This is a genomic window from Streptomyces sp. NPDC000878, from assembly GCF_053599695.1.
The window spans coordinates 65543-80145 of the sequence record NZ_JBSFMT010000014.1; the positions used below are offsets into that span (position 1 = coordinate 65543).

8 protein-coding genes are annotated in these 14603 nt (G+C 70.0%); 1 reads left to right on the forward strand and 7 read right to left on the reverse strand.

Annotation, left to right across the window (positions count from 1 at the left end; genetic code table 11):
• Positions 1–10 precede the first annotated feature (10 nt).
• The gene (gene tkt, locus ACWDR4_RS15455; RefSeq protein ID WP_450408712.1) at positions 11–2104 is read right to left on the reverse strand and encodes a transketolase; all 2094 of its coding nucleotides are present in this window, start codon (positions 2102–2104) and stop codon (positions 11–13) included.
• A gap of 156 nt (positions 2105–2260) precedes the next feature.
• On the opposite strand from tkt, the gene ACWDR4_RS15460 reads away from it, so the two are divergent.
• A complete protein-coding gene (locus ACWDR4_RS15460; RefSeq protein ID WP_450408714.1) occupies positions 2261–3163 on the forward strand; it encodes a helix-turn-helix domain-containing protein in 903 nt (300 codons plus the stop codon).
• 60 nt (positions 3164–3223) lie between these two features.
• Here the strand turns inward: ACWDR4_RS15460 and ACWDR4_RS15465 are convergent, their stop codons facing one another.
• The 6 genes from ACWDR4_RS15465 to ACWDR4_RS15490 all read right to left on the reverse strand — a co-directional run bounded on the left by ACWDR4_RS15465 (position 3224) and on the right by ACWDR4_RS15490 (position 14586).
• Entirely contained in the window at positions 3224–4615 is a 1392-nt protein-coding gene (locus ACWDR4_RS15465) for a glycoside hydrolase family 16 protein (RefSeq protein WP_450408715.1), read from the reverse strand.
• A 168-nt stretch (positions 4616–4783) separates the two neighbouring features.
• The gene (locus ACWDR4_RS15470) at positions 4784–6031 is read right to left on the reverse strand and encodes a L,D-transpeptidase (protein ID WP_450408717.1); all 1248 of its coding nucleotides are present in this window, start codon (positions 6029–6031) and stop codon (positions 4784–4786) included.
• Positions 6032–6206: 175 nt separating this feature from the next.
• Positions 6207–8309, reverse strand: coding sequence for an MMPL family transporter (locus tag ACWDR4_RS15475; RefSeq protein ID WP_450408719.1), 2103 nt, complete (start codon positions 8307–8309; stop codon positions 6207–6209).
• A gap of 252 nt (positions 8310–8561) precedes the next feature.
• Positions 8562–9164, reverse strand: coding sequence for a hypothetical protein (locus tag ACWDR4_RS15480; protein WP_450408720.1), 603 nt, complete (start codon positions 9162–9164; stop codon positions 8562–8564).
• Complete coding sequence (locus tag ACWDR4_RS15485; protein WP_450408722.1) at positions 9161–9496, reverse strand: hypothetical protein; 336 nt, start codon at positions 9494–9496, stop codon at positions 9161–9163. Before ACWDR4_RS15485 ends, ACWDR4_RS15480 begins: the two co-directional genes overlap by 4 nt.
• Positions 9493–14586: a wHTH domain-containing protein gene (locus tag ACWDR4_RS15490; protein WP_450408724.1), complete on the reverse strand. Its 5094-nt coding sequence runs from the start codon at positions 14584–14586 to the stop codon at positions 9493–9495. The genes ACWDR4_RS15485 and ACWDR4_RS15490 overlap by 4 nt, the downstream gene beginning before the upstream one ends.
• Between the last annotated feature and the right edge of the window lie 17 nt (positions 14587–14603).

Genomic DNA, 14603 nt, shown 5'->3' on the forward strand with positions numbered 1-14603 from the left:
GGCGATCGGATCAACCGCGGGCGGCGGAAAGTCCTGTAGTTGAATCGAGCACAGCCCGCGCGGCCTGGGCCACGTTCTCGGCGGTGAAGCCGTATTCGGCGAACAGGGTCTTGGCGTCGGCGGAGGCGCCGAAGTGTTCGAGGGAGACGATGCGTCCGTGGTCACCGACGTAGCGGTACCAGGTCAGACCGATGCCCGCCTCGACCGCCACGCGTGCCTTCACGGACGGCGGAAGGACGCTCTCGCGGTACTCGCGCGGCTGCTCCTCGAACCACTCCACGGACGGCATCGACACCACACGCGTACCCACACCCTCGGCTTCCAGCGCCTCGCGGGCGGCGACGGCGAGCTGGACCTCGGAGCCGGTGGCGATCAGGACGACGTCCGGAGTGCCGGTGGAGGCCTCGCGGAGGATGTAACCGCCCTTCGCGGCATCCTCGTTCCTGGCGTACGTCGGTACACCCTGCCGGGTGAGCGCGAGGCCGTGCGGGGCCGGGTTCGTGGCGTGCCGCTTGAGGATCTCGGCCCAGGCGACGGACGTCTCGTTGGCGTCGGCCGGGCGCACGATGTTCAGACCCGGGATCGCGCGCAGGGAGGCCAGGTGTTCGACCGGCTGGTGCGTCGGGCCGTCCTCGCCGAGGCCGATGGAGTCGTGCGTCCAGACGTAGGTCACGGGCAGCTGCATCAGCGCCGACAGCCGTACGGCATTCCGCATGTAATCGGAGAAGACCAGGAAGGTGCCGCCGTAGATACGGGTGTTGCCGTGCAGGGCGATGCCGTTCATCTCGGCGGCCATCGAGTGCTCACGGATACCGAAGTGGACGGTACGGCCGTACGGGTCGGCCTCCGGCAGCGGGTTGCCCGCGGGGAGGAACGAGGACGTCTTGTCGATGGTCGTGTTGTTCGAGCCGGCCAGGTCGGCCGAGCCGCCCCACAGCTCGGGCAGCACCGGGCCAAGCGCCTGGAGCACCTTGCCGGAGGCCGCGCGGGTCGCGACGGACGTGCCCTCCTCGAACACCGGCAGCGCGTCCTCCCAGCCCTCGGGCAGCTGACCTGCGACGACCCGGTCGAACAGCTGGGCCCGCCCGGGGTTGGCACCGCGCCACTCAGCGAGCCGCTTGTCCCAGGCGGCGTGTGCCTCGGCGCCCCGGTCGAGGGACTGGCGGGCGTGGGCGAGGACCTCGTCGGCGACCTCGAAGCTCTGCTCCGGGTCGAAGCCGAGGACGCGCTTGGTGGCCGCGATCTCCTCGGCACCGAGCGCCGAACCGTGGGAGGCCTCGGTGTTCTGGGCGTTGGGGGCGGGCCAGGCGATGATCGTGCGCATCGCGATGATCGAGGGGCGCGCGGTCTCGGCCTGCGCCTCCTTGAGCGCCGTGTACAGCGCACTCACGTCGATATCACCGTCAGCGGAGGGCTCGATGCGCTGGGTGTGCCAGCCGTACGCCTCGTACCGCTTGAGCACGTCCTCGGAGAACGCCGTCGCCGTGTCGCCCTCGATGGAGATGTGGTTGTCGTCGTAGACGAAGACCAGGTTGCCGAGCTTCTGGTGGCCGGCCAGCGAGGAGGCCTCGGCGGAGATGCCCTCCTCCAGGTCGCCGTCGGAGACGATCGCCCAGACCGTGTGGTCGAAGGGCGAGGTGCCCTCGGGTGCCTCGGGGTCGAAGAGGCCGCGCTCGTAGCGGGCGGCCATCGCCATGCCGACCGCGTTGGCGACGCCCTGGCCGAGCGGGCCGGTCGTCGTCTCCACGCCGGCCGTGTGGCCGTACTCCGGGTGACCCGGTGTCTTCGAGCCGTGCGTCCGGAACGCCTTGAGGTCGTCCAGCTCCAGCTCGTACCCGGACAGGAACAGCTGGGTGTAGAGGGTCAGCGAGGTGTGCCCGGGGGAGAGGACGAAGCGGTCGCGGCCCGTCCACTCGGGATCCGCGGGGTCGTGTCGCATCACCTTCTGAAAGATCGTGTACGCGGCGGGAGCCAGGCTCATCGCCGTGCCGGGGTGCCCGTTGCCGACCTTCTGCACGGCGTCAGCTGCGAGGACACGGGCCGTGTCGACGGCACGCCGGTCGAGATCGGTCCACTGGAGGCTGTCGGATGTCTGCGTACTCATCTTCAAGAATTCCTCGATAGGGGCGAACGAACTGCTACGAACTGCTCGGGCGTGTTCAAACTTAAAAGTCTGACTTTTACGGGGCCAGGTGCCTGTGTGTCACCCTTTGGTGAAAGTGGGACACGGGCAGCGGGGCCGAGCCGGCAAGAGAAGGACATGGCGGACAGAACCATCCAAGACACCGTCCGAGACGGCGACGGCATCAGGACGTTTCCCTTCCCGGTCGGCCTGAGCGTCCTGGGCGTGGGCATGCAGGCCGGCCCGATGTCACCCGACCGCACCTGGCACGAGGACGACGCCCCGCTGGAGCGCGTCCACCGCATCGACTTCCATATCGTCATGCTGTTCGACGACGGCCCGGTCACCCACATGATCGACTTCGCCGAGTACGAGGCGACAGCGGGCGATGTGCTCTGGATCCGCCCCGGTCAGGTCCACCGCTTCTCCCGCACCAGCGGGTACCACGGCACCGTCCTCACCATGCAACCCGGCTTCCTGCCCCGCGCGACGGTCGAGGCGACCGGCCTCTACAGCTACGACCTGCCCCCGCTGCTGCGCCCGGACGCTCCCCAACTCGCTGGTCTGCAAGCGGCCTTGGCGCAACTGGGCCGCGAGTACGAGGACACGGCGACCCTCCCGATAGGCGTGCACACCTCGGTACTGCGCCACTTGCTCACCGCGTTCCTGCTGCGGCTGTCCCATCTCGCGACGAGTTCGGCGGAGGCGGCGCGCGGCCGGACGGACACCACGTTCACCCTGTTCAGGGACGCGGTGGAGAAGGGCTTCGCCACCAATCACAGCGTCAGCGCGTACGCCGACGCCCTCGGTTACTCCCGCCGCACCCTCGTGCGCGCGGTGCGCGCCGCGACCGGTGAGACGCCCAAGGGGTTCATCGACAAGCGCGTGGTCCTGGAGGCCAAGCGGCTGCTGGCCCACACGTCCCTGCCGATCGGTCGGGTGGGTGCGGCCGTCGGATTTCCCGACGCGGCGAACTTCTCCAAGTTCTTCCAACTCCACACGGGGACCACGCCGGTGGCGTTCCGCGCGGAGCTGCGCTGAGCGGACGACAGAGGAGGGGCGGACCTGGTGGCCCGCCCCTCCGGCAACGCGATACCCGTATCAGTGACCGAAGTTGAACCAGTTCACGTTCACGAAGTCCTGCGCCTGGCCGCTGGTGAAGGTCAGATAGACGTCATGGGTGCCGGTGACGGAGCTCATGTTCGCCGGTACCGTCCGCCAGCTCTGCCAGCCACCCGTGTTGCCGATCGAGAAGCTGCCGATCGGGGTGTTCGTACGGCTGTCGAGACGCACCTCGACCAGTCCGCTCACGCCCGAGTTCGCGCCGCTCGCGACTCTGGCGACGAACTGGGTGGCCGCCGTGGAGCCGAAGTTGACGCCCTGGTAGAGCGCCCAGTCGCCGTTGGCGAGCGAGCCGATGTTCTGGCCGCCGCCGGTGTCGGTGGTGGTCTCCGTGAGGGTGCCCGACTGGCTGTTGTACGACTCGGCCTGGATGGCGCTGTACGCGTCCCGTGAACCGGTCGGCGGGGGAGTGGTCGTACCGCCGCCGGTGGTCGACTGGAGCACCTGGACGTAGTCGACGACCATCGGGCGCCCGGAGACCGTGTTGGCGTCGGGGCCGCCGCCGAACGCCGCCGGGAAGGCGCCGCCCATCGCCACGTTCAGGATGATGAAGAAGCCGTGGTTCGTGGCGTTGGACCAGGTCGTCGCGTCGACCTGATTCGCGGTCACCGTGTGGTAGTTGGTGCCGTCGACGTAGAAGCGGATCGCCTCCGGGGTCACCGAGCGGTCCCACTCCATGCTGTACGTGTGGAAGCCGGCCTGGCAGGTCGTGCCGGAGCAGGTGGTCGTACTGCCGAGGCCGGTCGTCTCGTTGCAGGGGCCGCCCGGGCTCGTACCGCAGTGCAGGGTGCCCCAGATGGTGTTGAGACCCTGGGTGTTCTCCATGATGTCGATCTCGCCGACGCTCGGCCAGTTCTGGTAGTTGCCCCGGTAGGGCGCCCCGAGCATCCAGAACGCGGGCCAGTAGCCGAGCGCGGACGCGCCGGTGACGTTCGGTACCTGGAGACGGGCCTCGACACGCAACCTGCCGCCCGCCGGGGGCTGGAAGTCGGTGCGGTTGGTCTCGATACGGCCCGAGGTCCAGTTGCCGACGGAGTCGCGGATCGGGGTGATCCGGAGGTTTCCGCTGCCGTCGAGCGAGACGTTGTTCGTGCTGTTCGTCATCGTCTCGATCTCGCCGGTGCCCCAGTTGGCGGGCCCGCCGGGGTACGAAGTCCCGGTCGAGTACTGCCAGTTGGTGGTGGAGACGCCGGTCCCGGCGGTGCCGTTGAAGTCGTCGACGAAGACCTGCGTCCAGCCGGTGGGGGGTGTGGGTGCGGAGGCGTCGGCGGGGAGGGTGGCCGCCGTCGCCACGGCGGCGGCCAGACCGAGGGTGCTGAGGACGGCGACGAGGGCCCGTCGCCGTCTGGGTATGCCGGAGGTTTCACTCATGGGGGTGCCTCTCGGGTACGGAGAAGTGAGCGCGGGTGTCTTCGAGAATGCTTGAGAGCGCTCTCAAAGTGGGCCCAATGTGCTCTCCGGTACCGGGGCCGTCAAGACTTAAAGCAGGGAAAGTCCTTTCCGGGTACGGAAGTTCACGTCATGAACACCGCATACGTGTTAAACCGCGCTGCCCGCCTGCCAGTCCGCCCAGGACAGGTTCCAGCCGTTGAGTCCGTTGGCCGGGTCCACCGTCACCTCGCCCGAGTTCTTGACGATCACCACGTCCCCGAGCATGGAACTGTCGTAGAACTTGTAGCCCGGCACGGAGGTGTCGTTCGCGCCCTTCGCGTCGTGCAGGCCGACGCAGCCGTGACTGGTGTTGGTGCTGCCGAACACCGAGGTCGACGCCCAGTAGTTGCCGTGCACGAAGGTGCCGGAGGTGGTCAGGCGCTGGGCGTGCGGGACGTCGGAGATGTCGTACTCGTCGCCGAGCCCGACCGTCGACGACTCCATCCGCGTCTGCTTGAACCGCTCGCTGATCACCATGATCCCGGACCAGGTGGTGTGCTCGGCGTCGCCGCCGGAGACTGGGTAGGTCGCCGTGGTCGCGCCGTCCCGCCGTACGGTCATGGTCTTCGCGGCCAGGTCGACCGTACTGATCTGCTCGCGGCCGATGTGGAAGGTGACGTCCTTGGACTGGGTGCCGTAGACCCCGTCCGCGCCCTCGACGTCCTTGAGCCGCAGCCCGAGCGTGATCTTCGTACCGGCGGCCCAGTAGGTCTCCGGCCGGAAGTCGAGCCGGGTGTCGCTGAACCAGTGCCCGACCACCTCGACGGCCGGTTCGGCGGTCACCGTGATCGCCTTCTGGACGGCGGCCCGGTCGGTGACCGCCTCCGTGAAGTTGATCGACACCGGCATACCGACACCGGAGGTGGAGCCGGCCTCCGGCGTGAAGTACCCGACGAAGGTCGCGGACGGCGAGGCGGTGGTGAAGGTCGCGGTGTGCGTGGCGGCGTCGGTGACCTGCGCCGACACCTTGTACGTCGTCCCGGAGTACGGGTTCCCGGTGGACGTCCACTTCGTACGGGCCGTGTCGAGGGCCCCGGCCAGTGCGCTGCCGTCGCCGCCGGTGACCGTGACGGAGGCGAGGGTGCCGTCGGTGACGGTGACCTCGACGGGGGCGGCGAAGTCGGCGTGCTGGGTGCCGTCGGCCGGGGTGACGGTGACGACGGCCTTCCTGACGGCCTTCGCGGAGGCGCTCGCGCTCGCCTTCGTCGCGGCCGAGGCGTCGGCGGAGCTGCTGCAACCGGTGAGCACGGCGGCGGCCGGTACGGCCCCGAGCGCGGCGAGTATCCCGCGCCGGGACCAGTTGGCCGACCCCTGCCCGCTCGGCTCGGACGGGTTCGGTATGTGCGGAACGCCCACGGCACGCCTTTCTGAAACGACCAGGAGTGATCGATGCTGCGCGTGCATGGTGCGCTTTCTGTATGGGTTTGTTCTTTGAAACGGGGGCTCGCCGTCTGAGATTCAGGTAAGGACGCCAAGGGGGCGGCCTCCTCAGGCCCTTTCAGGCCTTCAGGGACCGCCCCGCACCCCGCGCTCAGGCGTCGGCCGTCACCCGCTCCCGTGCCGGCGCCTCCTCGCGCAGTCCGAACCGGTCGTGCACGCGGCGCAGCGGCGGCGGCGCCCACCAGGCCCGGCGTCCCAGCAGCGCCATGGTCGCCGGGACCAGCAGCATCCGTACGATCGTCGCGTCGATGAGCACGGCCAGCGTCAGCCCGAGCCCGATCTGCAGGATGGGCGCGAAGCCGCCCGTCATGAAGGCGCCGAAGACGACGGCGAGCAGCAGCGCGGCGCAGGTGACGACGCGGCCGGAGCGGCGCAGCCCGGTCACCACGGCCGCAAGGTCGTCACCGCTCTGTGCGCGGGCCTCGCGCATCCGGGCCAGGATGAACAGCTCGTAGTCCATGGCCAGACCGAACGCGATCGCGATGATCAGTGGCGGCGCGGTCAGGCTGAGCGAGCCCAGCTCTTCGGAGCCGAGGAGACCGGCCAGATGCCCGTCCTGGAACACCCAGACGACCACACCGAGCGCGGCGCCGAGACTGAGCAGGGTCGTGGCGATGGTCCGCAGCGGGATCAGCACCGACCCGGTGAAGGCGAACAGCAGCGCGAAGATGCCGATCAGGACGGTGACGGCCGCCCAGGGCCCCCGGTCGGTGAGCATCTCCCGGAAGTCGACCAGCTGGGCGGCGGGGCCGGTGACCTGGACGGGTTCGGCACCGCGTACGTCCCTGATCCGCTGGACGAGATCGGTCGCGGCCTTCCCGTCGACGCTGCCGCTCGGCTGGAGTTCGAGCAGGGTCGTCCCGCCGGGCAGCGTACGGGCCTGGGTCGTCGGCGAGAGGGCGCTGATCCGGTCGGCGGTCGCGGGGTCGGTGCCCGGCTTCAGGACGACGGTGATGGGCGTGACCCCGACACCGGGCGGGAAGTGCGCCCGCACGGTGTCCTGCAACTGCCGTGCCTCGCTGCTGGTGGGCAGCTGGGTCGCGTCCCCGAGGTTGATCTTCATCCCGGTCACCGGCAGCGCGAGAACGAGCAGCACGGGTACGACCGCCACGAGCACGGCGACCGGACGGCGCGCGGCGAAGGTGGCGAGCCGGGCGAAGACCCTGCCCTCCTCCCCGTCGGGCCGCACCTTGGCCGGGGCGATCCTCGCGCCGAACCGGGTGAGCAGCGCGGGCAGCAGGGTGAGCGCGGCGAGCATGTCGACGACGACCACGGCGGCCACGGCCAGACCCATGCTGCGCAGGAAGGTGCTCGGGAAGATCAGCAGCCCGGTCAGACAGACGGCGACGGTGAGCCCGGAGAACAGCACGGTCCGGCCGGCGCGCGTGACGGTTCGGTGCACGGCCTCGACGACGTCGTCGGTGTGCCGGCGCTCCTCCCTGAACCGGACCACCATCAACAGGGCGTAGTCCACGGCGAGTCCGAGCCCCAGCATGGTCGTCACCTGGATCGCGTGCACGGAGATGTCCGTGACCTGGCTGAAGAGGAACAGCGCCAGGAAGGCGCCCGCGATACCGCTGACGGCCACCAGCAGCGGCAGCGCGGCGGCACGCAGCCCGCCGAAGATGAAGAACAGCAGCACCATGACGACCGGCAAGGAGATCAACTCGGCCTTCTTGACGTCCTCTTGTGCCTGCCCGCCGAGCTGCTCGCCCAGCAACGGGCCGCCGCTGACGTGCACTTCGGGCGCGTCGATCGCCTCGATCCGGTCGACGGCCGAGTCGATGACGGCGTCCTCGGCATCGTCGTCGAGCCCGCTCCTCAGGGTGACGGGGATGATCACGGCCCGGCCGTCCTCGGCGACGAGACCCTCGGTGACGTACGGGTCGGGCACGGCGGCGACGCCGTCGACGGCACGCAACTCGGTGACGGCCCGCTCTACTTGCGCGCGCAGCCCGGGGTCGGACACGGCGAGCCCGGCGACGACACCGGTGAGGGTCTCCCCGGTCGGGGACACGCCGTCGAGATATGCGGCGGCCACCTCGGACTCGGTCCCCGGGACGTCCGGGACATCGTCGGACAGCTTGCCGAAGACGCCGGTCCCGAGACCGAACCCCAGCAGCAGGAAGAGCACCCAGACAGCAATGACGGTGAGCGGGCGGCGAGTTGTCGCCCGGGTGACTGTGGCGAGCACGGTCCCTCCCACGGGATCGGTGGACATCGGGTCACCGACCAGGCTGCTGCCGGGCGGGGGCCGGGCGGATCGCCGGGGGGAGGGGTTTCCGGGACTCGCCCGTACGGGGGAGGGGCGGGGCGGTATGGGTCGTACGGGGGAGGGGCGGGGCGGTATGGGTCGTGCGGGGGAGGGGCGGGGCGGGCTCGGTCGTCCGGGAGTGTGTGCCGGGCGTCGGGGACCGGGAGTGTTGTGCCGGGCGTCGGGGAGGGGTCAGCAGGCGGTCGCCGGGGTGATCTTCCGGACGTCGGCGGTGCGCAGGACGAGGGGCTTGGTGGTGTCGCCGGTGGTGGGGAGGAGGGTGACGTTCGAGGGGGCGTAGGAGACGAGCTGTCCGCAGAAGTCCCCTGTGGTGGTGGCGACTTTGACGAGGTCGGCGGCGGGGTCCTCGGTCTGGGTCCAGGAGACGCCCAGGGCGGCGGCCACGAGGGCCATGCCGAGGGTGAAGGCGGTCATGCTCAGGTACAACGCCTGGCGTACCCGCCGGATCTCGGTGAGGGTCCATTTCCGCAGCGACTGCCCGCCGAGATGGAGCACTTCGCCGGGCTTCCCGAAGGAGGCGCGCACGGCGACCAGTGAACCCGCCACGAGGAGCAGGAAGGCCGAGCCGAGCAGCAGGATCGCGACGGTCTGCCAGGGCGAGGGCAGCTTGGACAGGTCGTCGCGGCCCTTGAGCACGGCGAGGACCGTGACGAGCGCGGTGAGCCCGATCAGCCCGTTGCGCCAGCCCTCCGCCTGCTTGCGCAACTGGTCGAGCTGACTGAACTGGAGTTCCCGGGCCAGCTCGGCCCAACGACGGTCGACACCGGCGCTCATGGCTTGAACTTCCACTGGGCGCCGCAGCCTTCGAAGAGGGTGTTCTCCGGCTGCCCGGAGTGCGCGAAGCCGCATTCGCAGAAGAACGTCTCGGTTGCCTTGAGGGCGACCTGTTCGGCGAGGGACGGCACCTTGCCCTTGGACCAGGGAAACAGGCCCTTCGTGCCCGCGATCCCCAGCGGGAACGTGGTGGAGGTGCCGCCGTCGCAGCGGGGGCAGACGCCGGTGACGGTGATCCCGGCGGTGTCGGCGGTCACCTGGAAGACGTCGTCGACCTGCCCGACGTCGACCTGTGCGTATTGCAGGTTCTGCTGGTGGGAGGGGGTGCTCAAGTCGCTTGCTCCTGGGGTGCGTTCGAGGTGTCGGCGGCTTCGGTCCCGGCGACGTCCAGCTGGAACATGGCCGCGTAGACGCGCAGACGCTCTGTCACCCAGGCGCTGTCGGTGTCCAGTTCGCGGGCCAGTGATGCGACCTGGGCTGCGGAGACGGTGCCTTGCAGGGCGGGTTCCCGGCCGTTGAGGCCTTCGCTGAGGAGGACGAGGTCCTGCCAGAGGGGGAGGGTGTCCGGGGTGTCGGGGACGTCGAGGACGACGCCGAGGGGTTCGTAGCGGCGCAGGCGCTCGTGCACCCTCTGGACGGTCCGGCCGAGGCGGGCGGCGATGGCCACCAGCTCCAGGGGTCTGATGGGGGAGGAGTCGCGCGGCTCCTTGAGAGCCATGTTCGCGGACAGGACGAGGAGGTCGTGCCGGTCGGGTTCGAGTCCGGTCACCGTGACGCGTTGTTCGTCGGTGAGTTCGGGGATCAGGGCGCCGAGGGCGCGGTACGGGCCGAGGTGGTCGAGTGCCTCGTCGATGGTGAGTTTGGCCTCGTGGCTGTATTCGGCGAGGCTGAACGGGGTGATGTCGTTCCAGACTGTCCGGAAGGGCTCGCCGGTGTTGATGCCGCTCAGTTTCGTCAGCAGAGCGGATCCGCCCTCGCCGGGCGTGAGAGTGAGGGCCGTGGAGGGAAGGACTGGGGCCTCCTTGTGGAGCTTGGGCCCGTGAGCGGTCAGCCGCCTCAGGGAGTCACCCAGCGACTCCCCCAGTTCGCCCGCCGCACAGACCAGAGTGGCCGCGGTCCAGGGGACACCGGGATCGAGGCTGCTGATGAGGAGGGCGATACGGTCGCGAGGGGAGAGGTCCAGCCAGTGGCGGAGGGGTTCGAGGTCGTCGGGGACGCTCATACCGAGCGCTTCCAGCCGCCGCAGACGGGCCACGAAGGCGTCCCACGGTTCGTAGTCCAGGTCCGCGCCGAGACCGGGCATCTTGCCCCCGGGGGCATAGCACAGAGCCAGGGCGTCTATGGGGATCGACTGGGTGGGCAGCGGTCTGCTGAAGTGCCCGTCGATCGTGAGCAGTTTCAGATCGCTCTCCTCCAGCGGGCGGGATTCGGCCGACCGCGGGCTCAGATCGGGCAGCCGCATTCCGGCCTGGACGGCGAGATCCCCGACGGACTCCAGGAGGGCGTCCACTGTGATCTCGCGGTGCGCCGCCTCTGCCAGCAGGGCCTGGAGGGTAGGGGCGCGCCGGTCTTCGGACGGGTCCCAGAACTGTCTGAACATGTCCCACTGGTCCGAGCTGGGGGCGGCCGACAGCAACTGGTCCTCCGAGGGGAGCCGATAGCCGAGGAACTCCCAGGGGCGAAGCTGTGCCAGCACCTCGGCGCTGGTGAGCCCGAGCCTCTCCGCCAGCCGGGCGATGTGGACCGGCAGGACGTGTATCGGCAGGCCGCTGGTGCTGTAAGAGCGCTCGGTCCTCGTCCAGCCGGCCAGCAACTCGGCTTCCCTGGCGGTCGCGACATGGGCGGTGATGTCGGCGGCCGGGACGTCGGGCGCGGTCAGGCCGAGCGACGCGTACTGGAGGCAGCGTTCCAACAGATGGCCGATGCTCAGGCCGGTGCGGGCCGATATGGAGAACAACGCCCCCGCAGCGGGCTGCCACTGTGCCCGGCCGGGCACCGACCAGTCGCGCATCCAGGTGAGCAGGTCCAGGTCGACGGACTCGGGAACGAAGTCCAGGGTGTGCGTGTCGTCCGCCGCGACTGCGGGGATCCGCAGACGGGGGCCGAGGATCGCGAAACGACGCAGGTCACGCACGGCCTCGGCGATGGTCCGGCCGTAGAGGCGGGTGTAGTCGGCCAGTTCCCTGATTTCGCTGCTCGCGTTGTCGAGGAGCTTGTTGTCGCCCGGTCGAGGAACGGGGTGTCCGCTGACGTCCTCGGGGAGCACGACCGTGTCGCCCACGTCGTCGTCGTCGACCCGGATGCCCTGGTCGCGCAGGACGGCCAGGCGCCACGACTCGGTGAGTTCGGTGACGCCAGGGTGCGAGGTTCCGGGCTCCGGCGGAAGGAGATTGCCGTCGTCCGGGAACCAGCCGACGGAGTCGAGATCGACGTCCGGCTGATGATGGATGGAGATCCGCCGCACCGGCAGTGTGAGCCCTGTTCCGGCCAGCTCGGCGGCCACGGTCCTGGCCACTGAGTCCTTGTCCTCCTCCAGGCTCCACAGCCACTGGAGGTCCAGTCCTTCCCACCCGGCCAGGTCGGCCACGGCCCGGCGTATTTCCTCGATGGCCCAGTCCCGGTCCCAGCTCAGCAGGCTGTTGCGGTTGACGCTGAGCTGCGGGGCCTGGGGACCGGTCAGATTGATGACGTACCCGAAGGGCTCCTGCGAGGTGACGATGCCGTCGGCGAGCACCATGCCCTTGTCGGGCACCCACCACACATGGCCCCGGGCGTCGAGCGGCGGGACGGATCCAGGCTCGTCCCGGGGCGCGGGGTGCCGCAGCTCTCCCGCCGGCCACACCACGGGTTCGCCGACCTCCTCGCGGAGCACCAACTCATGCTCGTTCAGCCGTACTTGGTGCCTCAGTACATCCAGCGCCGACACCAACTCCTCGTCGTCCCCCTCCGGCTCGCTCAGCATCAGCCGGACCAGAGTCCCCCCGTCCCGTATCGGATCGCCCCCGTCCTTGTCCTCGTACCGCCGGATCCGGAACAGACCGCTGCTGCTCGAGATGTCGACGATCAGGGCCTGTTGGGCGGTCGAACCCTCGGCGTCCACCTCGCGCGTCACCAGGGTGACCTCGTCGGCGATCATGAAGTAGCTGAGTACGCCGATGCCGAACCGGCTGTACGGGTAGAGCTGGAGTTCGGGGTCCTCCTCCAGCCAGCGGGCCTGTTCCTGGCGGAACGCGCGGGTCTGGGAGAAGCGGCGGCCGGCCCGGCTGAACGTCTGCTCCAACTGGGCCCGGCCCATGCCGACGCCGTTGTCGCGGCACTCGATGTAGGCGCGGCCCGGGCGGCCGTCCACAGACGGTTCACGGCCCTGGGTGATCCGGATCTCCGCGGTCCACTTGGAGGGGGCGCCACCCTTGCGCTTGAGGTACTCCCACCTGAGTTCGCGGTAGCGGCAGGCGTCGGCGGCGTTCTGGTACAACTCCCGTACGGCCAGGGACCGGTCGCCGTACAGCTGATGGCCCATCAGGAGTTCGCGGATCTCGTCCTGGGCCAGCGCGAAGCGCAACAGCGGGGCGGAGTAGACGCGTTCCTCCGACTGCGGGCGCCGCGCGGGCAGCAGATCGCGGGTGGTGACCCGGCCCGGCAGCCGGTCGGGGAAGTCGCCGCGCTGCTGTTCCCGGGCGGTGTGCAGGGCGCGCAGGACGGTGTCCGCGCGCAGCGCGAGGTCGGTGAGACCCTCATGGAGCGCCGGGTGCGGGCACAGCATCTTCAGGTGGAGGTCGTTGCCCTCGTTGGCCCACTCCAGCTGATCGTGCAGCGTGCGCACGACATCGGCCGGCCGGACCGGGTCCGCCACACCCATGTGATCGGGCAGGACGTCGGGGAACTGCCGGATGTCGGCGGCGAGAAGACCGGCGAGCCGGACCAGCCCCAGCACGCTCCACAGCCGTACCGGGCACCGCTCCTCGGCGGTCGTGAGGGCCGTGGGCGCGTCCGCCAGGTAGCGGTTGTACGAGGACAGGTCGACGGGGTCGTCGGCGAGGAACCGGATGCTCTTCGCCAACAGCCAGCGGACCTCGTCGAGTTGCTCCTGATGGTCCTGTCCCGGTCCGAGCAGGGCCCGGGCCAGCCGGCCGATCAGCTCCAGCCCGCCGGAGTCGGGCGTGTCGACGAGCTGCTCGGCCACCCAGCGATGGGCCAGCCACGCGGCCAGCGCCCGGTGGGCCTCGGTCTCGCCCCGCCGGCCGTGACCGCGGGCCTTGCGCAGCAGCTGAGGGTGGCTCTCGTGCACGTACTGAAGCTCGTTGCGCATCTTGGAGCGGTTCTCGTCATGGCGTACCGGATCGAGGTCGAACGGATCCGCCTCGGACAGCCTGCTGAGTTTGCGGGCCCACATGGCCTCCCGCAGGAAGGGCAGCGCCACCAGCAGACCGGTCTCCACCGGGGAACGGTCGGCGCCGCCGTGCAGCAGTTCCGGCATCACCCGGCGTACCGTCCGGGTCGGCAGCCCCGGGTCGTTCCACGGGTCGTCGAAGCGGCGCCGGTCCTTGAGGACGGAGACGGCGCATTCGCGCGCGAACTCGGCGATGCGCTCCCGCATCGGTGAGTCCGGGCCCTCCACACCCGGCCCGGAGATCCACAACGGGGCCTTCTCCACGTCCTCGCGCCAGCGCAGCGGGATCTCCGTGCCCTCGCACAGCTCGGGGAAGGCCGAGCCGGGCTCGTCCCCGGGTGCGAAGCTCACCTGGGGGTGCTGCGCACCGGCCCGGCGTGCGTAGTCGGTGGTGCGCTCCTTGGCCTGACGGAACACCGCCTCGAGGGTGCGCTGAGGGGCGTACGGGTCCAGGGCCTCGGCGAGCGCGCGGGTGAAGTAGCTTCCGGTGGCGTCGAAGTGGCAGCGCTCCCCGCGAGCGCAGCCGACCAGCAGCGCCAGCCGCTTCGACGGGGGACGGACGGTGGCGGCGCCGAAGCCCGCCGAGTCGTCGGCGGGCGCGCTGTCACGGCACGCGTCCACGACGTAGACGACCGACTCCGCCCTGCACCCGGCCAGGTAGGACGTCATGTCGACGGGCAGGAGCGAGTCGAGCTGGGCCTTCGACCAGTTCTGGCCCCGCTCGGGGGCGAGGGCGTCACCCGGAACCAGATAGTCGGTGCCGCCGACATGCACCCCGTGCCCCGTGAAGTACACGAGCAGCAGCTCGCACTCCTCCCGCGCCGCCCGTTCCAGCGCGGTCGTGATGTCGTTGCGCTCCACCTGCCCGCCGTCGCCCTGGCCGAGGGTGTGGACGGAGTATCCCGACGCGGCGAGCTGCGTACCCATCGCTCCGAGATCGCACGCCACCGGCTCCGCCAGGGGACCGAACCTCGACGCGGCACGCGGGGTGTCGCCCACCCCGATGAGAAGAGCGGATCGTCTGATCGTCACGCGGGGACGTTAGCGCG